15 protein-coding genes are annotated in these 20,416 nt (G+C 60.7%); 3 read left to right on the top strand and 12 right to left on the bottom strand.

Annotated elements, in window-relative coordinates; genetic code table 11:
- Positions 1-47: 47 nt before the first annotated feature.
- Entirely contained in the window at positions 48-395 is a 348-nt protein-coding gene (locus DESU86_RS10635; protein WP_179981020.1) for a DVU0772 family protein, read from the bottom strand.
- Between the two features lie 533 nt (positions 396-928).
- Between DESU86_RS10635 and mdlC the strand changes: the two genes are divergently transcribed.
- A complete protein-coding gene (gene mdlC, locus DESU86_RS10630; RefSeq protein ID WP_179981019.1) occupies positions 929-2,551 on the top strand; it encodes a benzoylformate decarboxylase in 1,623 nt (540 codons plus the stop codon).
- 151 nt (positions 2,552-2,702) lie between these two features.
- Here mdlC and DESU86_RS10625 read toward each other — a convergent pair whose 3' ends face one another.
- Entirely contained in the window at positions 2,703-5,441 is a 2,739-nt protein-coding gene (locus tag DESU86_RS10625; RefSeq protein WP_179981018.1) for a hypothetical protein, read from the bottom strand.
- A gap of 85 nt (positions 5,442-5,526) precedes the next feature.
- On the opposite strand from DESU86_RS10625, the gene DESU86_RS10620 reads away from it, so the two are divergent.
- Both DESU86_RS10620 and secA read left to right on the top strand, forming a co-directional pair.
- Positions 5,527-5,892, top strand: coding sequence for a molybdenum cofactor biosynthesis protein MoaE (locus DESU86_RS10620; RefSeq protein WP_179981017.1), 366 nt, complete (start codon positions 5,527-5,529; stop codon positions 5,890-5,892).
- Positions 5,893-6,514: 622 nt separating this feature from the next.
- Positions 6,515-9,085 (top strand): preprotein translocase subunit SecA, encoded by a 2,571-nt coding sequence (secA, locus tag DESU86_RS10615; protein ID WP_179981016.1) that lies wholly within the window; start codon positions 6,515-6,517, stop codon positions 9,083-9,085.
- Between the two features lie 238 nt (positions 9,086-9,323).
- Here the strand turns inward: secA and gcvPB are convergent, their stop codons facing one another.
- The 10 genes from gcvPB to DESU86_RS10565 all read right to left on the bottom strand — a co-directional run bounded on the left by gcvPB (position 9,324) and on the right by DESU86_RS10565 (position 20,248).
- Entirely contained in the window at positions 9,324-10,772 is a 1,449-nt protein-coding gene (gcvPB, locus tag DESU86_RS10610; protein WP_179981015.1) for an aminomethyl-transferring glycine dehydrogenase subunit GcvPB, read from the bottom strand.
- A complete protein-coding gene (gcvPA, locus tag DESU86_RS10605) occupies positions 10,769-12,100 on the bottom strand; it encodes an aminomethyl-transferring glycine dehydrogenase subunit GcvPA (RefSeq protein WP_179981014.1) in 1,332 nt (443 codons plus the stop codon). Before gcvPA ends, gcvPB begins: the two co-directional genes overlap by 4 nt.
- 332 nt (positions 12,101-12,432) lie before the next feature.
- A complete protein-coding gene (gene gcvH, locus DESU86_RS10600) occupies positions 12,433-12,819 on the bottom strand; it encodes a glycine cleavage system protein GcvH (protein WP_179981013.1) in 387 nt (128 codons plus the stop codon).
- 120 nt (positions 12,820-12,939) lie between these two features.
- Positions 12,940-14,022: a glycine cleavage system aminomethyltransferase GcvT gene (gene gcvT / locus DESU86_RS10595; protein ID WP_179981012.1), complete on the bottom strand. Its 1,083-nt coding sequence runs from the start codon at positions 14,020-14,022 to the stop codon at positions 12,940-12,942.
- 243 nt (positions 14,023-14,265) lie between these two features.
- Entirely contained in the window at positions 14,266-15,252 is a 987-nt protein-coding gene (locus tag DESU86_RS10590; protein ID WP_179981011.1) for a lipoate--protein ligase, read from the bottom strand.
- A 351-nt stretch (positions 15,253-15,603) separates the two neighbouring features.
- Positions 15,604-16,368 carry a phosphate ABC transporter ATP-binding protein gene (locus DESU86_RS10585; RefSeq protein WP_179981010.1) on the bottom strand — a complete coding sequence of 255 codons (765 nt, stop codon included), beginning with the start codon at positions 16,366-16,368 and terminating at the stop codon, positions 15,604-15,606.
- Positions 16,365-17,252 (bottom strand): PstA family ABC transporter permease, encoded by an 888-nt coding sequence (locus DESU86_RS10580; RefSeq protein ID WP_179981009.1) that lies wholly within the window; start codon positions 17,250-17,252, stop codon positions 16,365-16,367. Before DESU86_RS10580 ends, DESU86_RS10585 begins: the two co-directional genes overlap by 4 nt.
- Positions 17,249-18,202 carry a PstC family ABC transporter permease gene (locus tag DESU86_RS10575; RefSeq protein ID WP_179981008.1) on the bottom strand — a complete coding sequence of 318 codons (954 nt, stop codon included), beginning with the start codon at positions 18,200-18,202 and terminating at the stop codon, positions 17,249-17,251. Before DESU86_RS10575 ends, DESU86_RS10580 begins: the two co-directional genes overlap by 4 nt.
- A complete protein-coding gene (locus DESU86_RS10570; RefSeq protein WP_179981007.1) occupies positions 18,189-19,025 on the bottom strand; it encodes a phosphate ABC transporter substrate-binding protein in 837 nt (278 codons plus the stop codon). The genes DESU86_RS10575 and DESU86_RS10570 overlap by 14 nt, the downstream gene beginning before the upstream one ends.
- Before the next feature lie 362 nt (positions 19,026-19,387).
- Complete coding sequence (locus DESU86_RS10565) at positions 19,388-20,248, bottom strand: TatD family hydrolase (protein WP_179981006.1); 861 nt, start codon at positions 20,246-20,248, stop codon at positions 19,388-19,390.
- Positions 20,249-20,416: the final 168 nt, after the last annotated feature.

The raw sequence follows: 20,416 nt of genomic DNA, 5'->3' as shown, positions 1-20,416 counted from the left end.
AGGGGCCAGATATACGGCCAGAGCGCAAGCGTTCTGCGCCCTGAGGGCTAATCCTGCTCAAGCTCGTGCTTGAGCCAGGACTTTACTTCAGGAGTCGGCGCGCTGATGCCTCGCCAGTCGCCATGCTCCTTGCGAAATTCTTCCATAAGATTCTTGGGCAGCGGCAGACTTATGAGATCGTCCGCCCTTTCGGAGTTGCGCCGAACCAGCCGCACCATGGGGGGACTCTGCCAGCTGTCCACAACAAAATAGTGGGCCACATCGTCCTTGGAACGCACCGGAGGATACTCCGAATGCCAGTCATTATTGCCCCATTCAAGGTACATGGTTACCGCATGTTCCGGGGTCAGGTTCCAGTCTATATCGTAAAGCGCAAAGTCCTTAAGTTGCGACATGGCGTCCTCCTCATTGGTCTTGTTTTAATAATAATCATTCTTGAAAGCCTTGGCAAGACTGACTGGCCCTAAAAAATCTCAACCTACTGGCAATACTATTGAATCCATCTGGCTATTTATTATTAAAATAGTACGTTAGAGTAAAATATAATGAAAGACATGCCAAAACTCTGGCCGCAAGGCCAAGGCACGCCTGCCCGCCGCCCGTTTCCGTGAACCGCAGCGCGTCTTTGTGCCAGCCCTCAACGCATTCACAAACCTTGCACACATGACAGCGCGTGCCGGAAGCGGATTAAGGATAGCGCGACATGTTTTTTACGCTGTCTCACTGATCACAAAGGCCTGAAACTTTCACACTCCCGCGCACCCCACCGACCGATGGCATACGCGAAGGCGGTTGACGGCGCATGCGGGTCTGCCTGCCCCTTCGCGCAAGACATATCAGTAAGGCAAAGGCTCTATTGCCCGCCAACTCCGGCTATGCTACCCCAGAAGAGTAATAGTAACGTTAACCGTCAATTACGGAGCTAGCTATGGTTATGACCATCCGAGAGGCAACCTTCAAGCTATTGCGCCAACTGGGCCTTACCACCATCTTTGGCAATCCCGGTTCCACGGAAGAAACTTTTCTTAAAGATTTTCCAAAAGACTTCCGCTATATACACACACTTCATGAAGCTTCCGCCGTCGGGGCTGCCGACGGCTACGCCCAGGCCACCCGCAGACCGGCGCTGGTGAATCTGCACACCTCGGCCGGAGTGTGCAATGCCATGAGCAACATTCTTTCGGCCAGGATGAACCAGACGCCCCTGATCATCACGGCAGGCAACCAGACCCGCGAGATGCTCCTTATGGAACCGTGGCTCACCAATGTGCAGCCAGCGGAACTGCCCAAGCCCTGGGTCAAGTGGAGTTACGAGCCTGTGCGGGCGGAGGATGTTCCCGCAGCCTTTATGCGGGCGTACGCTATGGCATTGCAGCCCCCGGCCGGGCCTGTATTTCTGTCCATCCCTCTTGACGACTGGGACAAGCCCGCCCTCGGCGAACCAGTGGCGCGGTGCGTGGCCACCCGCATCGGGCCAGATCCCGAGCGTGTGGCCAAATTTGCCGAACTGCTCTCCAAAGCCAAAAACCCCGTACTTATCTATGGCGCGGCCATTGCCAGGGGTAACGGCTGGAAGCAAGCCATTGCCCTTGCCGAAAAGCTCAACGCCCCCGTTTGGGCGGCTCCCGCCTCGGAGCGGCCTCCCTTCCCCGAAGATCATCCCCTTTATGCTGGGGGCCTGCCCTTTGCCATAGGGCCGCTGGCCAAAAAGCTTGAAGGACATGATGTGGCCATTGTCATCGGTGCGCCGGTTTTTCGCTACTACCCCTATGTGGAAGGCCCCTATCTTCCTAACAACCTGCACCTGCTGCACATTTCTGACGACCCGGAAGAAACCGGACGCGCTCCTGTGGGCGACAGCATGCTCTGCGATGCCGTGCTGGCGCTGGAAGCGCTGGAGGCCCGCGTCAAGGCGCGCTCCACTGCCCCCAAGGTCAAAAAACAGGCCCAGCGCATGGCCCCGCAACCAGCCGCACCCGAGCCTTGCCAATGCAATATGCTGACAGCACTGGAGCTTTTTAAAACCCTGCACGAAGCCACCCCTGCCGAGACCGTTCTGGTGGTAGAATCGCCGTCCAACCTTGGCGAGCTGCACGCGGCCTGGCCTGTGAAGCTGCCAGACACTCTCTATACCTTTGCCAGCGGGAGCCTTGGCTGGAACCTGCCCGCCAGCGTGGGCATTGCCCTGGCAGAACGCGACAGTGGCCGCAACCGTCCAGTTCTGGCCATTATTGGCGACGGCTCCATGCAATATTCTGTTCAAGGGCTCTGGACGGCGGCACAGCTTGAACTGCCCATTCTCTTTGTCATACCCAAAAACAGCGAGTACGCCATCCTGAAATCCTTTGCCGCCCTGGAAAAAACCACTGGCGTGCCCGGTCTTGACCTGCCCGGCCTTGACCTCGTTTCCCTTGCCAGGGGCTATGGCTGCGAAGCCCTGCGCGTCGAAAACGTGGACGGCGTGCGCAAGGCCTGCGCTCAGGCTTTCAAGCGCCTTGGCCCCACCCTGCTTGAAGTGCCCATTCTTCCCACCATTCCTCCCCTGCTGTAGTAAAAAACGCTGCCCGGCCTTATAAAAGGCCGGGCAGCGGCTGTGCATCCGTCAGCAATTGTGAGGCTGCGCGCGATCTGCGACAGTGTTGTGGACGCCACGCACACAAAGCTCTCACTCCCTCACAAAAACATCCCCTCCCCGCAAAGCATTACCCGCTCTTTTCCTTGTACTTGCGCTGTGCCTCACGGACGGCCATGGCCTCACGCGACTTTCGGGCTTTTTCCTCTTCTGCGCGGCGCTGCTTGCGGACACGTTCAAGCCGTGCCTGCTGGGCCTGTTCGCGTTGCTGCCGGGCCTGTTCCAGCAGTTTTTCGCGTTTGCTGTCAAAAACAAGGGTAGAACGCAGGGCCGCAATGCCGAGGGCCACAACGGACACGATGAGGATAAGCACCTTCTGTATGGACCACTGATCATCGCCCAGAACGTCACGCAACCAGCCCAGGCGCAGGCTGTCGCCCCAGAAGACCACGACGGGCACGCCAATAAAGCAGAGCAGCAGCCCGATGAGCTCAATCCACAAAAATGTTTTGCCCATGGTGAGGCCGAAAAGCGTACCGTCACGCACCATGCGCAAGAACTGCAGGCGCTTGCGCAGATTGCGCAGCAGTTCCGCCAGACGCGGCGTATCGGCCTGCGTACGCCTGAAGGATTCGGCTTCCTTGAAGTTGCAGGAAAAGGCGCGGTTGATAATGCCCGCGCTCTCGTTGAAGTCGCGGCTGAACTGGCGCAGGGCGGCGGGAAAGGGAAACCATGAGGCTTCGTCACGAATTTCTTGAATAATATCAAGATAATATTTGTATTTATTGCGCAGTTCTTCCACTTCGTGGCTGATGCAGGTTTCAAGCTCTTTTTCCAGAGCCGGCAGTTCTTCCACAACCTTGAGATAGGCGATGTAGTTGTTGGTATTGGCAAGTTTTTCCAGTTGCCGCACCTTTGCCCCGAGCTGCAACTGCACGAGATGCTCCGGCGGAAACCAGTCGTCAAGCCGGTCGCGCAGGGAGTTGATGGACCCGCCGTCCGCCTCGGCCTTTTTCTTGGCTTCGGCCCACAGGTCATACAGAGAGGAAAGGATGAGCAGACGCCCCCGCTCCAGGGCCGGGTCCACCAGCACGCGGTTAAAGTACGTGGGATCTTCACGGATAAGCTTTACCAGCAGATCCTGCACCGCCTCGGCAAAGCCCATTTTGACCTTGCAGGCCATTTCACGGTAGCGGACTTCGCGCCATTGGGGCATGACGCGCCATACCTGGGCATACTGCTCAATGGCCGCGCCAAAATGCCCCTGCTCTTCCTCAAGCCTGGCCTGCAAAAACTCGTTCCATGCCTGAAGCATGGGCGATGGGGCGAGCATGGCCGCTTCGCCAAAGGCGGCGTCGGCACGGGGGAAGTCCTGCCGCTGCACATGGCAGAAGCCCAAAACCATCCGCAAGCGCCAGTCACGCGGATGCCGCCCTATGCTCACGCTTGTCTTTTTGTCAATTTCCGCCAGCCCTTCGGGCGGGGCAACGGCAAGTTTTTTCAGCAAATCCCAAGCCGGGCTGTCGTCATGAGGGGGCGGGGTCTCGCCTGGTTCGGGGTCGCGCATGCGGTACAGCCAGTGCTGGGGCACATGGCGCAATTGGCACATGCCATTGATGTCCAGCACGCCTTGCAGCACGAGGGCCGCGTCGCCGCCTTCCGCCAGCAGGATGTCATAGCCCGCCGTGTGCTGCTCGGTAAGCACCTGCTCAATGCGGCGAAAGCCGACGTTGATGGCGTCCAGATCCAGGTCCGCCACCTTGTCCCACAAATCCCGCTCGCTGGGCGGGCATTGGCGTGTGGGGCACTGGGCCGCCATGTGGCCGTGGATGCCGCAATAAAAACATCCGGCTTCCCCCGCGTCGCCCGCTGTGAGCTGGGCGGGCATGAGCAGGGGGATGGAACGCTCGCTGAGGCTGTTTTCGTCCAGCAGCACGTTGCACCAGCTGTCCATGCTCATCTGCTCGCCGGTATACCGCAGATCGCGAACCGTAAAGCCCTCGCCCAGCAGATAGGCGTTGCGATAGCTCAGGTAGGGGAAGTCCGGCATGAGGTTGTCCCACTGCAGGCCGATCTTCTTGGGCAGGTCGCTGTTGAAATTGAGGTTGTTGCGGTCGGCAACCACGCAGACGCAGGGCCAGCAGGCCCCGTTCTCCTTGTCGCAGTTTTGCAGATATTCGCGCAGAAAGGTGCGCAGCATAAGCAGATTGTCCATGGCCAGCATCACAAAGGAGCCGCTGACGATGGATTTTATCTTGAGCCGCTGCAACAGCGCCTCGATCTTTTTGAACATGGCGCTCCAGCCGCTCTGGAAGGCTTTGTCCAAAGGGCTGCCCAGGGGGTGCAGGAGGACGAACCATGCCTGGGTGGAGGCATAGGGCATGCGCACGTCCACCAGCATGGTGGCCCAGTCTACCGGGCTCATGCCCTGGCGGCCGGGGCGGCGCTCAAAATCGATACCGGGGAGGTTTTTTTTGCCTTCGCGGCTCTTGGGATGCACCCATACTTCAAGGCTGTCGCGCACCAGCATTTCCTGCGTCTGCAGGGCGCCGTCCAGCAAAAGGTTCACGTCGCGCTTGCGGCCAAACTGCAGACGGCCGGGAAAAAGCTCTATGCTCACCGGCAGTTCGTTGAAATTGCCCCAGACCATAAGCCGGGCCAACGCCAGAAAGACATCGTCGGTAAAAAAGAACCACAGGGCCTGCTCTTCTTCTTCGCCCACCAGCATGCCGCCGTAGTTGAGCAGCGTCTGCCCCACGGCGGGAGCCAGTTTGCCATGCCAGCAGACCCACAGAACATGACCCATGGTGCTCATGCTCATGTCTTGCGTATCGGGAAGACGGGACAATAACTGCGATAGCTGGGCCATGAACAAAATCCTTTATGAAGGCACGGGCCTGGTATATACTGCCCAGCGCCACAATCGGATGTGGATCAAACCAAGGCGGTTCCGCATGGATATTAACAAAACTCTTCAGGAACTCAAAGCCCGCCCCGGCTTCACCGAGCACGTGGGCATGATGCTCGTTCATAACGGCGTGGTACGGGGCTGGTCCCGTAACGACCACTCCCCGGTCACCTCGGTAGACATCACGCCCGACCGGGAAAAGATGGCCGCCATTGTGGCCGAGATGGAGCAACGCCCCGGCATTTTCGCCATTGTGGCCGATGCCGAGGAGGGCCTGCTCAAACCCGGCGACGACGTGCTCTTTCTGGTTGTGGCCGGCGACATACGTGAAAACGTCAAGTCCGTCTTTGCAGAACTGCTGGACAGGATCAAGGCCGAAGCCGTCATAAAGCAGGAACATCTGCAAGACTGACCGCCCAAAGGGACGCCAAGCCAAACTGGACGCCAAGCCTGACCGTCCAAACTGGACGCAGGCTGACCGCAAGCATGGCCGCCATTCCTGGCAGCAGGGCTGACTGAAAGTCTGACCGCAACCCTGACAAACAAGACTGGCCGCAACCCCGCCGCGACCCGTCCAAAGCGCAAAAAAATGATTTCGCGGGCAGCGTTCTTTGTATTATATCGGCAGCGATAACAGAAGAATAAGTCCTGCGGCGAGAATAAGTCCCGCAGCGGTTTTTCTTTCTGCCTGACGGCGGCCAGTGCTCCGCGCCAAAGGGCCTGGGCAATACCCGAACGCAGCGAGCCTCAGCGTCGCGCATGCGGGTGCCGGGCCGTCGCGCATGCAGGTTGCCGGGCCGTCGCGCATGCGGGCTGCCGCACCGCCACGGCGCGACAGCCCCGAATTTCACCTTTTCCGGCGGAGGCCGCGCCCGCCCGCATTGCCAACCCGGCGTTTATGTCTTATTTTAAGGAGATGCCGCCAGCCCCCCAGGCTGCTCAGGGCCGTGGGCCCTGTGCTTGCGCCGACGCGCCATAAAGGCGCGTACATCCGGGCCAAAGGCGGTTTGCCCGTGCCCAACAGAGGAGACTTCATGTTCGGCTTTCTTTTCAAAAAAATATTCGGCAGCAAAAACGAACGTTATTTGCGCCGTCTGCGCCCCCTTGTGCAGCGTATCAATGCCTTGGAACCACAAATGCAGCAGCTGGCGGACGAGGACTTCCCCGTCCGTATCCTCCAGTACAAAAATGCCGTTCAGCAGGAAGGCCAGAGCCTGGACGCCCTGCTTCCCGAGGTATTCGCCCTGGTGCGCGAGGCTTCGCGCCGTGTGCTGGGCATGCGCCACTATGACGTGCAGCTTATAGGCGGCATGGTGCTGCACAAGGGCAAAATCGCCGAAATGAAGACAGGTGAAGGTAAAACCCTTGTGGCCACCCTGCCGGTGGTGCTCAACGCGCTGTCGGGCAAGGGCGTGCATGTGGTCACGGTCAACGACTACCTGGCCAAGCGTGACTCGGCCTGGATGGGCCAGTTGTACAGTTTTTTGGGTCTGACCACGGGCGTCATCGTTCACGGGCTTGATGATGACGAGCGCAAACAGCAGTATGCCGCCGACATCACCTACGGCACCAACAACGAGTTCGGTTTCGACTATTTGCGCGACAACATGAAGTTCTACGGCCACCAACTGGTGCAGCGCGGCCACAACTACGCCATTGTGGACGAAGTGGACTCTATCCTCATTGACGAAGCCAGAACGCCGCTCATCATTTCCGGCGCTTCCGACGAATCCGTGGGCTTTTACCGCACTGTGGACGAAATAGTCCGCAGGCTCCAGCCCGAGCATTACACCATTGACGAAAAAGCCCGCACCGCCATGCTCACTGACGAGGGCGTGGCCTACTGCGAAGAGATGCTCAAGGTTGACAACCTCTTTGACCCCGCCAATATCACGGCGCAGCATCACGTCATGCAGTCGCTCAAGGCGCACCAGATTTTCAAGCGCGACGTGGACTACATCGTGCAGGACGATCAGGTGGTCATTGTTGACGAATTTACGGGCCGCCTCATGGCTGGCCGCCGCTATTCCGACGGTCTGCACCAGGCCCTGGAAGCCAAGGAAGGCGTGACCATCGCCGCCGAAAACCAGACGCTGGCCTCCATCACCTTCCAGAACTACTTTCGTCTGTACGAAAAACTTTCGGGCATGACGGGCACGGCCGACACCGAAGCCGTGGAATTCCACCAGATCTACAATCTGGAGGTCATCTCCATTCCGCCCAACAGGCCCATGGTGCGCAAGGACTACCCCGACCTCATCTACCGCAGCCGTCAGGAAAAGTTCGACGCCATTGTGGAAGCCATCACCGAGCTGCACAAAAAAGGTCAGCCCGTGCTTGTGGGCACCATTTCCATTGAAACGTCCGAAATGCTTTCGCATCGCCTGGGCAAGCTGGGCATTCCCCACAACGTGCTCAACGCCAAGCAGCATGAAAAAGAAGCCGAAATCGTGGCCCAGGCCGGTCAGGCGGGCAAGGTCACCATTGCCACCAACATGGCCGGGCGCGGCACGGACATCGTGCTGGGCGAAGGCGTGGTGGATCTCGGCGGCCTGCACATCCTCGGCACCGAGCGGCACGAAAGCCGCCGCATCGACAACCAGTTGCGCGGCCGCTCCGGCCGTCAGGGCGACCCCGGTTCTTCCCGTTTCTACCTGTCGCTTGAGGACGACCTCATGCGCCTCTTCGGCTCTGACCGCATCAAGGGTCTTATGGAAAAACTGGGCCTGCGTGACGGCGAAGCCATTGAAAACGCCATGGTAACCCGTGCGGTTGAAGGCGCGCAAAAGCGCGTTGAGGCGCATCACTTTGAAATTCGTAAAACCCTGCTGGATTATGACAACGTCATGAACCAGCAGCGCGAAGTCATCTACGCGCTGCGCCGTGAAATCATGGTGGAAGAAGACCTTGATCCCGTCATGGACGAGTTCATGAACGACGTGCTGGACGACGTGTACGGCTCCATTGAAAACGTGCCCGTGGACGATCAGGACGGCCTCCGTCAGGCGGCCTTTGCCCGCCTGCGCGATGTGTTCAACCTTGACCGCGTGCTGTCCGAAAACGCCCGCCTGCCCGAAAGGGAAGAATGCGGCCCCCTGGTGCACAAGATTCTTGACAGTCTCAAGGCCGAAACCGGCGACAGCTACCGCGACATCCAGCGCTACTTCATGCTTGAAGAGCTTGACCGCAGCTGGAAGGAACACTTGCGCAACATGGACGCCCTGCGTGACGGCATCGGCCTGCGCGGCTACGGCCAGCGCGACCCCAAGCTGGAATACAAGCGTGAAGGCTTTGAACTGTTCCAGTCCATGCTCTTCCAGATACGCGAAAGCGTTTTCCGCGCCCTGACCAGAATCCGCGTGGCCCCCGCCGAACCAGTCGTTGACGCCATTGAGGTGGCTCCGGAAGAGGCCGCGCCCCAGGGCCAGCCGCTTGCCCGTGAGTTCCGCCATAAGGAGCGGGCCAGCAGCCTGTCCTACTCCGGCGGCGGCGATGCGGAGGCCGCCAACACCCCGGCCAAGGCCGCGCCCCGCATCGGCCGCAACGATCCCTGCCCCTGCGGCAGCGGCAAAAAATACAAGAAGTGCTGCGGCGTGGATAAATAACAACCGGTGTTAGGGCCATCATGCCTTCCTGGCACGAGTATTGGCCCTTTGCAAGCCCCGCCTGGGGCGTGAAACCAGGTTCTCACGAACCCGACCAGCCCGATAGCAAGAGGGGGCCGCGCTTTGCGCGGCCCCCTCTGTTTGTATCTGAACCTGAAAGAGGAATAAAAGTTTTAGGGGGTGGGGGTATGGGGGAGGCGACCCTTTTTCAAAAGGATCCCTCCCCCAAAAGAAGATGTTACGCCATATCTTCCGTAAGGATCATGTTGCGGGCCGCCGCCGTCTCGTCCATGCGGCGGGCGGGCAGGGTCACGGGAGCGTCCAGCAGGGCCTGCGGATCGCTCTTGGCCACGAGCATGATGTCTTCCAGGGCCTGCACAAAGGAGTCCAGGGTTTCCTTGCTTTCCGTTTCCGTGGGTTCGGCCATGATGCACTCATGCACGATCAGCGGGAAGTAGATGGTGGGCGCGTGGAAGCCACGGTCCAGCAAGGCTTTGGCTATATCCAGGGCGCGGGTTCCCTGAGGCGCGGAGGCCACGAACTCATGGGCGCACAGCCGTGCGGCATAGGGGATGTCCAGGACTTTTTCCAGACGCTTTTTCAGATAGTTGGCATTGAGCACCGCGTATTCCGAAGCTCTGGTGAGTCCTTCGGCTCCGAGGCGCATCATGTAGGCAAGAGCCCGGATCAGTATGCCGAAGCTGCCGTAGAAGGGCCCCATATAGCCGATGGACTGCGGCACGTCGTAGTCAAGGCTGAACATGCCGTCCGCTCCCTTGCGCACGCGCGGGGCGGGCAGGAAGGGGATGAGGCGCTCGCCCACGCCCACGGGCCCGGCGCCGGGGCCGCCGCCGCCGTGCGGGGTGGACAGGGTCTTGTGCACGTTGAGGTGCACCACGTCAAAGCCCACGTCGCCCACGCGCATCTTGCCCATGATGGCATTCATGTTGGCGCCGTCGTAGTACAGCAGGGCGTCGATCTTGCGCAGTTCCGCCACGATGCGGGGCAGGTGCACTTCCATCAGTCCCAGCGTGTTGGGGCAGGTCATCATGAGGCCCGCCACGTCTTCGCCGTGCTTCTGGATGGCGGCCACGATGGCGTCGGGGTCCACCATGCCGTCGCGGGATTCGATATTGATGGTTTCAAAGCCCGCCAGAGCCGCCGAAGCGGGGTTGGTGCCGTGGGCGGCGTCGGGGATGAGCATCTTTTTGCGGTTACGGCCCTTGGCCTTGTGGTAGGCGGCGATGAGCTTGACGCCCACAAATTCGCCGTTGGCTCCCGCCATGGGCTGCAGGGTAAAGGCCTTCATGCCGGTAAGTTCGCAGAGCAGGTTCTCGGCCTGATACAGGCACTCAAGCGCGCCCTGGGTGCAGCCGAGGCCGCTGCCCAGCTGGGCGAGCATGGGATGCAGCCGCGTAAAGCCGGGCAGCGAGGCCACATACTCCGTGAACTTGGGGTTGTACTTCATTGTGCAGGAGCCAAGAGGATAGAAATTGCCGTCCACACAATAGTTGAGCTTGGAAAGCCCGGTAAAATGGCGCACCACGTCCAGTTCGGAGCATTGGGGCAAACGGGGTTGTTCCTTGCGCAGCAAGCCTGCGGGCAGCATGTCCGCAGCCTTGGGGGCGTCGGATTCTAAACAAAAGGCGCTGCGACCGGGCACGGATTTTGCGAATATGGTTTTCACAACAGACCTCCCACGGTTTCGGCCAGCATGCCGATCTGCTGACGGCTGTTGCGTTCGGTGCAGGCCAGCAGCAAGACGTTTTCCATGCCGGGATAGTACCGGCCAAGAGGATACCCGGGCACGCAACCGTGTCCGGCCAGGGCGTCCACCAGCGACTGGGCCGGGATGGGCAGACGCAGGGCCACTTCATTGCCGTAAGGGGCGTCGTTGAGCAGCTCAATGCCCCTGATGGCGGTGAGGCGTTCCACGGCGTAGCGGGTAAGGGCCATGTTGTTTTCAGCCAGCCGCGTGAGGCCGCAGGGGCCGAGCAGCGACATGTAGATAAGCGATCTCAAGGCGCACAGTGCCTGGTTGGAGCAGATGTTGGACGTGGCCTTGGCCCTGCGGATGTGCTGCTCGCGGGCCTGAAGGGTCAGCACGTAGCCCGTTTTGCCGTCGAGATCGTTGGTGCGGCCCACAATGCGGCCGGGGAACTGGCGGATATGCTCTTTGCGGCAGGTCATGATGCCCAGGTAGGGGCCGCCGAACGAAAGGGGCATGCCGAGGCTCTGGCCTTCGGCAACGGCCACGTCCGCGCCCATTTCGCCGGGCGTTTTCAGCACCGACTGCATGACCGGGTACACGGAAATGACGCCGAAAGCCTTGTGCTCGCGCGCTTTGGCGAACACCTGGGTATAGTCGGCCACTGCGCCGAAGAAGTTGGGGTTCTGCACGATGACGGCGGCAGTGGTGTCGTCGATGGCAGCCATGAGCGCGTCAGGACGGCTCACGCCTTTTTCCTGTTTGACGGTTTTGAGTTCAAGGTCAAGGCTGGAAATATAGGATGCCAGCATGACGCGCCAGATGGGGTTGACGGCTTCGTCCACCACCAGCACGCGGCGGCGGGTGGCGCGAACAGCCATCATGGCTGCTTCGAAAATGGCGGAACCGCCGTCGTACACCGAGGCGTTGGCGCACTCCATGCCCATGAGGCGGCTTATGGCCGTCTGGAACTCAAAAATGGCCTGCAGGGTTCCCTGCGAGCACTCGGGCTGATAGGGCGTGTAGGAGGTATAGAACTCGCTGCGCCCTGAAAGCGCGTCCACAGCCTTGGGAATGTCGTGGGCATAGTAGCCCGCGCCAAGGAAGGACATGATATCCGGGCAGTTTTTGGCGGCCAGGCCCTCAAAGTAGGCGCAAACGGCGGCTTCGGACTGACCTTTGGGCAGATTGAACTGTTTGGGGCGCATTTCCGGGGGAATATCGGCAAAAAGGCCGTCCAGATCGCGCACACCAACCACGGAGAGCATTTCTTGCAACTCTTCCGGTGTGTGGGGGATGTATGGCATATCTGCTCCTTGAGCATGTTACGCGTGACGGATGCCTGGGAGGTAAGGGCTCATCCGTTGGAATGCGCTTTGGCTACGCCCGCCGCTCGCGTTGAGCTAGCGGGCCTGTGCGCCGCATCGCCGCATCCCGGGCCGCAACCCCGGGTTGCCGTTACCGGTTTCCCAAGGCATGTGGGCTGGCCTGGAATCCAAACCAGGCTCGAAAAACACCGCCGGGGAAGGGAGTGCGCTCCGGCATGAAAGGCCATCCTGCGCGGCATGACGGCGGGCAACCCCCGCCTTGCACGGCATGACAGCGGAATCCGGCCAGAGAACGACGCCCATAGCGGGTTTTAGTGCCCTTCAGTGGCGCAAAAAGCCTCGTACGCAGCCGCGTCCATAAGACCTTCGGGCTTGCGGGAAACATTGACCTTGATAAGCCAGCCCTCGCCATAGGGATCGCTGTTGCATTTTTCGGGGGCGTCTTCCAGGGCGGTGTTGATGCCGACGACATCGCCGCTCACAGGCGAAATCAGGTCGCTGGCCGCCTTGACGGACTCAACGGAACCGAACTCCCCTTCCTCGCTCACTTCGTCGCCCACCAGGGGCAGTTCCACATAGGTGATGTCGCCGAGGGATTCCTGGGCAAAGTGGGTGATGCCCACCACTGCCTCGTCGCCCTCGAGGCGCACCCATTCGTGGCTTTTGCTGTACAACAGGTTCGTGGGATTGGTAGCCATATGCGTTCTCCTGAAAGTTGTTGGGAGCAAAGTACGTGCCGTGGCGGCACGCAAACCATCACAGATTCAGCCCCGCAAACGGCGCACGGCCATAGGGCCGCTGGCCGCCTCACGCGGGCGTCAGGCCAGTTTTTTGCGGGCCGTGCCTTCCTTGTAGAAGGGAATGTCCACCTTCACGGCGGGCAGTTCCGTTCTTGCGGCACGCACCACAAAGTTTTCCTTGTCGGCATGGGCGGCGTCCACCCAGGCAAAGGCAATGACATACCCCAGAGACGGCGCGAAAGAGCCGCTGGTGACCCGGCCCACGGCATCGCCGCCGGGCAGGGCCACGGCATCGCCATGACGGGCGGCGCGGCGGCCCTCGATCTTCAGAGGCACCAGAACCTCGCGGATGACCTGCGCCCCTTCCTTGCCCACATAGTTCGCCTGACTCGTCATCATGCGGCCCATGCCGGCCTCGGCCGGGCTGTGGTCTTCATCAAGGTCATGCCCGTACAGGGGCAGGCCCGCCTCAAGGCGCAGGGTGTCGCGCGCGCCAAGGCCCACGGGCTTCACGCGCTCGTCGGCCAGCAGGGCCTTCCAGAAGTCTTCTGTCTTGCCAGCGGGCAGATAGAGCTCGTAGCCCAGTTCGCCGGTGTAGCCGGTGCGGCTCACCAGCACGGGCACGCCCTGCCACTGCGATTCGCGGAAGGAGAAGTAGCCGAGGTCATGAAAGTTCTGACCCATGAGCTTTTCGAGCACGTCCAGCGAATCCGGGCCTTGCAGGTCCACCTTGCCAGTCTCGTCGGAAATATCAGTAATTTTTATGCTTTCCGGCAGACGGGCACGCAGGGTGGCCAAATCGTTGGCCGCGCAGGCGGCATTGACCACCGCCATGAAGGATTCCGGCCCAAAGCGGTAAATGATGCCGTCGTCAAGCACGCCGCCCTTGTCATTGAGCAAAAAACCGTAGCGGCATTTTCCGGGAGCCAGGGTTTCAAGGTTGTGGCTTACGGCAAGCGACAGGGCCTCAGCCGCGCCGGGGCCTTCAATGCGGAACTCGCCCATGTGGCAGATATCAAAAATACCGGCATGTTTTCTGGTATGCAGGTGTTCTACAAGAATTCCTTCATACTGAATGGGCATGAGCCAGCCGGCGAAAGGAGCCATCTTGGCTCCCTGGGCTTCATGCCAGGAAGTAAGCGGCGTACGCAAATCCGACATGTTTTCTCCTTGGTCTGGGTGTGGTTACAAAATAACTGCGTCATGCAGAGCACTGGTCGCAGCCCCAAAGGAAACCAACAACGCACTTATACACAGAGGATACCACTTGCAAAGGACGGACACAAGAAGTGTGAAATAATTATCAGCATTCCTTACGCACTGCGGTTCCGCACGTAGCGCACGCAACACACTTCAAATATTTACCAAAATGTTTTTCACGCCTGCCCGTTGTCGTTCAGTTTTTTACGCCTGGGCAAAAAACCTTGTCATAACAGATGGTTCGCAGTTACTGAAATAGCGGGACAAATCAGCCTGTGCCAAAACGTATTTCAGCTGTTCCGGTTCTCGTGAAACACCGATAAGAAGGCGCTCCAACTCTTGAATGCCCTCACCGGCATTGCAGAAAAAATCGCCCAATATTTTACAGGCAGCTATATGCCCACCTTTTACGTCCATGCGCAGTTCAACTGTGCCCCAATCAAAGCGCTGCCGCTTGCGCTCGGTAAAATTGGGCATGGCCCCGTAGTTCCAGCTCCACTGCCGGTATTTTTCAGCGGCCAGCTTTTGGGCCTCGGCCACGAGGGCGTCGTCCACCGTGCCGGGAACGTCTGCGCAACGGCGCAGCAGGGCCGCCGTCAAGGCCGCGATATCACTGCCGGAACGCCAGTACTCCGAAATATTGCCCACCCGCGAGCGCACCGAGGCGACGCCTTTGGAACGCATCTTTTCCGGGTCAACATTCAAAGCTTCCACAAGCCGCTCAAAGTTCACGTCAATGAGCAGGGTGCCGTGGTGCAGCACCTTGCCCCGCCGCAGCATCTGCCCGCTGCCGGAAATTTTGCGCCCCTTGGCCTCAATGTCGTTGCGGCCCGACAGCACGGCCTGCACGCCAAGATCGGCCAGCGCGGCGCACACAGGTTCCAGATAGCGTCTGAAGTCCACCTTTTCGCGGCCATTGGCGTGTTCAATAAAGGAAAAATTGAGATTGCCCGTATCGTGGTACACGGCCCCGCCGCCGGTTATACGGCGCACCACAGGCAGATTTTCGCGGCGTATGAAGTCTGCGTTCACTTCATCGGCTGTGCATTGATGGCGGCCCACAATGACCGAGGGGCCATTCTGCCAAAGCAGAAACCAGCCGGGATGGCCAGCAGGCAAGGACTGGAACAGAACTTCTTCAAACGCCAGGTTAAAGGTCGGATCAAGGGTTGAAAAAGTCAGGTGCTCCATGCATTCTCCTTCAAAAAGGAGAATGCCGTGCTTCAGGCGGCAAGGTCAAGAGAGTGGGAGGATATTTCCAAGATTGTTGACAAAATTTATCAAGGCATGAAGGATTTCGCCCCACTGCGGGCAGGCCGGAGCAGGTGAGGAACAGGGCGTTTTCTGTCGTGACCGCAGGTGGCGCAGTGGCCGCTCGGGGGAGTCTGCCGCAACGCCGAGGCTCGGCGGGTTCGCACTAGAGCATTTAACACTTGAAATGCTCGATTACGGCAGGCAAAAGCCTGCCTTCTCGCATTTCGTGGCAAGGATTTTCAAGAAAATCCTTGCAGAACAGTTAACTCATTTCATTCGTTATCTGCTCTAGTCCGCGTCCGCAAGGGCACGGGCCACGGCCTCGCCGTCCACCTGCCCGCGCTCAAAAACTTGCCGCACATGGCCGTCCACCATGATGACCAGCCGTTCTCCCAGGCGCACGGCCTGCTCGGGGTTGTGCGAAACCACCAGCAGCGGATACTCGCAGGCAAGGCGCAGGAGCAACTCTTCAATCTCCGCCGTGGCATGGACATCCAGCGATGCCGTTGGCTCGTCCAGCAACAGCATGGCTGGCTCCAGAGCCAGCGCCCGCGCCAGGCAAAGGCGCTGCTGCTGCCCGCCGGAAAGCCGCTCCGCAGGCATGTCAAGGCGGTCTTTGACCTCCTCCCACAGGCCCACGCTCATGAGCGCCGCTTCGGTTTTTCGGCCGCGCTCCTTTTCGGACAGGCCCGCCACCACTTCCAGGGGCAGGGCAAGGTTGCGCTCCACGCTGACGGGCAGGACGTTGGGCGTCTGAAAAACCATGCCCACCAGACGGCGGAGTTGCGCCAGCGAGCGCACGTTCACGCCTGGGGCGGGGTATATGGCTTCCAGTCCGCGCCCAAGATCAAGCTCCACCACGCCCGACGTGCGGCAGTGAAAAAAGGTCTCGTTCAGGCGGTTCAAGGCGCGCAGCAAGGTGGTCTTGCCCGAACCGGAACGCCCGGCAAGCACGGTGATGCCCCGCCCGGGGGCCTCCAAGCGGACATTGTGCAGCACCTGCTGCTGCCCGAAGCACACGCACAGATCATTAATGCGAACCGCAGAATTCACGCTACCCCCTGCCAGCGCTGGCGAAAGCGCTTTTCCGTGCGTCGGGCGCAAAAAAGCAGGGCCGACGACAGCAAAAGCAGCACCAGAGCCGCTCCGAAACCGCGCAGCAGCTCGTCCATATTCTGGTACTGCGCTGCGGTATAGTAAATGGAAAAAGGCAAAGCCTCAAACTTGTCCGCCAGCCCGCCGGGCAGCCCGGCATTGGCCACAACGCCCGTGAGCATGATCACCGCCGTGTCTTCGGCCGCCCTGCCCGTGGCCAGCAGCACGCCGCCCCATATGCCCGGCCCGGCGGCAGGCAGCAGAACCCGGCGGGCAAGCTGCCGCCGGGTAAAGCCCAGGGCGGCCCCCGTGAGACGCAGGCTGTCGGGCACAGCTTCCAAAGCTTCACAGGTGGTGGTCACAATGACCGGCAAAACCAGAAGAGCCAGACAGCAGGCCGAGAGCAGCAGGGACGTGTTGGCTCCGGGCCAGACGGAGTGGCGCAGAAAAAGGATGAGCGTAAAGCCGAAGAGCCCCATGACGATGGACGGCGTACCCGCCAGCACATCCATGGCCAGACGGATACGCCCGGCCTGACGCGCCGGGGCGAATTCCGCCAGATACAGGCCGCAGCCCACGCCGGGAAAAAGGGCCAGCGCCATGGTCAGGCCCACGAGATACAGGGTTCCCGCGCAGGCCGGCCACAGTCCGTCCCACACAGGGCGGCGTCCCAGCAGGGCGTCCAGGGGCGGCACGTCGCCAAAGAGCAGATGGCTGCCCAACTGCGGAACGCCTTTGACTGTCAGAAAGCCCAGTAAAAAAAGCACGGCCACGCACGGGATCAGGGCGCAGGCGCGCAGCAGCCAGCGCATCAGGCTTTGCTCAAGAGCGCCGCGCCTCATGCCGACGCCTCCCGCTGCGCCGTGGCGTCTTTCTGCCGGACAAGGCGGCGCAAGGCCAGGCTTGCCGCCGTATTGACCGCCAGCAGAACAAACCCGGCCACAAAAAGGGAATTGTACGCCGCCCCGCCCACCTCATTGGCCGTGACCAAAGCCATGTGCGCCGTGAGGCTGCGCATGCTTTCGGCCAGACCGCCGGGAACGTGCGTGGCGTTGCCCGCCAGCATGAGCGGAATAAGCGTATCGCCCACGGCCCTGCCAAAACCCAGCACAGCGGCGCTGGCCAGATTGCGGCCAGACCGGGGCAGCACAAAAAGGCGCACCAGGTCAAAACGGCTGAAACCCATGGCCAGGCCCCAGGGACAAAGCCGCTCAAGCCGGGGGCGCAGGCCCGCCATCAGGATCAGCGTCATGGTGGGCAAAATCAGCAGAACCAGCATCACGCCAGCGGCGGCCAGGCACATGCCAGTGCCGCCCAGCAGCGCCCGCGCGAAAGGGGTAAGCAGAAATACGGCGGCAAAGCCGTACACAACCGTGGGCACCGTGGTCATGAAGCGCACAAGCCCCTCGACAAAGCGAACCAGCGGCTGCAGGGCGGGAGATTCTTCGGTAAGCAGCCAGCAGCTCAGACCCACGGCCAGAGGCCAGCCCAGCAGCAGGGCCACTGCGGCAAGGGCCAGGGACCCCACGCACATGGGCAGGATGCCGAACCTCCCCTGCGCGGGTTGCCAGACCCAGTCAAGGGGGCCGCCGGGGCCGGGAAGTCTTATGGCAGGCAAGGCAGCCAGGACGACCATGGCAAAAAGCAGCACCACGGCCAGCACCGCCACCCACACCGACAGGCGCAGGGCAAGGCCCGGGCTGTCAGTATGATCCGCCGCCTGCTGGCCCGCAGGCGGAAGCGCCGCAGCGCTCCCGCCTTGAAGGGCTGACGTTGCCCTATTTTTTGACATAGGGGATGTAACCGGCCTTGGACACAATCTCCTGCCCGGCAGGCGTAAAGATATAGTCCACAAAGCCCTTGGTGATGCCCTGGGGTTCGCCCTTGGTGTTCATGTACAGCAGGCGGGTGACGGTGTACTGCCCGGAGGCGGCGTTTTCCTGGCTGGGGGCCATGCCGTCCACGCTTACGCCCTTGATGCTCTTGTCCAGATGGCCGATGCCCACATAGCCGACGGCGTTGGGATCCTGGCTGATGGCGGTCTTCATGGCGCCGTTGGAGTTGACCACGTTGGCCCCGGAAGCAGATGCGCCCTTGTCCAGAGCGCGCTCCTCAAAGGTTTCGCGGGTGCCGCTGCCGTCTTCGCGCACATAGAGGGATATGGGGGCGTCAGCGCCGCCCACTTCCTTCCAGTTGGCGATCTTGCCGGAGAAAATATCCTTGATCTGGGCCTTGGTCAGTCCCGCCACCTTGTTGGCCGGGTTGACGGCCACAGCCACGCCGTCAATGGCAAAGGGAAAGGACACGAGGCCGTACTTTTCCACTTCGGCAGGTTTGAGGGCGCGGCCAGTATTGCCGATCTGCACAATGCCCTCGCCCACCTTCTGCACGCCCACGCCGGAACCGCCGCCAGCCACGGTGATGCGCACGGCGGGATTGGCCTCCATAATCTGCCTGGCGGCTTCCTTCATAACAGGGATATGGGCAGTGCCGCCCGCGATGTCGATAACGCCCTTCTGTCCCTTGAAGGCGTCCAGGGGCGCTGCCGGAGCTGCGGCCAGGGCCGTGCCCATGCCGCACAAAAGCAAAAGAGCCGCGAGGATTCCACGTTTCATGACTGTCTCCTACGGTTAGCGTGAACGGGTGGCGCGCATGCGCCGCACAACACAACAAAAGGCGTGACCACGCCGCCCGGAGTCAGGTGTAAGGAAGGAGCCGCCCTCGCGGACAGCGTTAAGGCTGTCGCTAATGGAGCGCGGGAGACGTCCAGCCCCACCTGACAAACGGTCAGGTGACGCCGAAAAAACAGAACAGGGATGCTTTTGCGGTCGCGGATTCCACAAAAAACGGAGTGCCGCGCCGACACTGCTTCCACAGAGAGGGAGCCGAAGTGTTGCAAAAGTCAACCATGGCAAAAACAGTATCCGAGGGCCTTTATCTGGTCAAGCGAGGCAACAATCCGCCTTTTCGCGCTGCTTCAGCGAAAGATGCCGAAGGCTGCCGCTTGCGGCGCTGGCTGCAGGTTAAAAAAGCGGCGGGCGTTGTTCCCGCACACGCGCCAGACCTCTTCCGGATCCTGCCCGCGCGCCTCGGCCACGGCGCGGGCCGTAAACACCGTGAACGCGGGCTCGTTGCGCTTGCCGCGCCAGGGCATGGGCGCGAGATAGGGGGCGTCGGTTTCCAGCATGAGGCGGTCGGCAGGGATCAGGGCCACAGCCTGCCGCAGATCCTCGTTGGCCTTATAGGTCACAGGGCCGGGAACCGAGATATGCCAGCCGTTGCCGAGGATGCGCGCGGCCATGTCCGGCCCCTTGCCAAAGCAGTGCCACAGCAGGGGATAGTCCTTGAACCCCTGCGACTCCAGAACCATGAGGGTTTCTTCTTCCGCCTCGCGGCAATGGATGACCACAGGCCGCCCCACTTCACGCGCCAGATGCAACTGGGCGGCAAAGGCCTGGTACTGCACCTCGCGGGGGCAGTCGTCCCAGTAAAAATCCAGCCCTATCTCACCCACCGCTTTCAGGCGCGAGTCTTCGGCAAAGGCGCGGCGCATGGCCTCAAGCGTGTGCGGCGTGCAGTCCTGCCCGTTGCAGGGATGGATGCCCAGCAGAAAAAACACCTGGGGGTGGGCCTCAAAATACTGCCGCCTGGCGGCGAAGTCTTCCGGCCCCAGAAAGACGTTGCCCACTTGGGCCACGCCGCAGGCGCCGGCGCGCGCGAGCACGGCCTCGCGGTCCTGGTCAAATTCCTCGCCGTCCAGATGGGCATGGCTGTCCACACCTTCGGGCGGCAGCGCCACGGTAAGGGGATCAATACGTTCAACGGATTTCTTGGACATGTGTACCTCGCGCCGATACATAGCAATGCAGGCGGGCAAGGGCAAGCCGCTGCCCCATGCCGCGCCTGCGGCCAAGTGGCCGTGAATGCCATTGCCAAGCCTGAACAATAGGACTATGCTTAAGCGTTTTTGTGGCACCAACGCATGATTTAACAATTCCTTCCCGGG

Source organism: Desulfovibrio sp. 86 (assembly GCF_902702915.1).
In the GTDB taxonomy this organism is placed as follows: Bacteria; Desulfobacterota; Desulfovibrionia; order Desulfovibrionales; family Desulfovibrionaceae; genus Desulfovibrio.
This window is presented reverse-complemented; position numbering and strand designations above follow the sequence as displayed.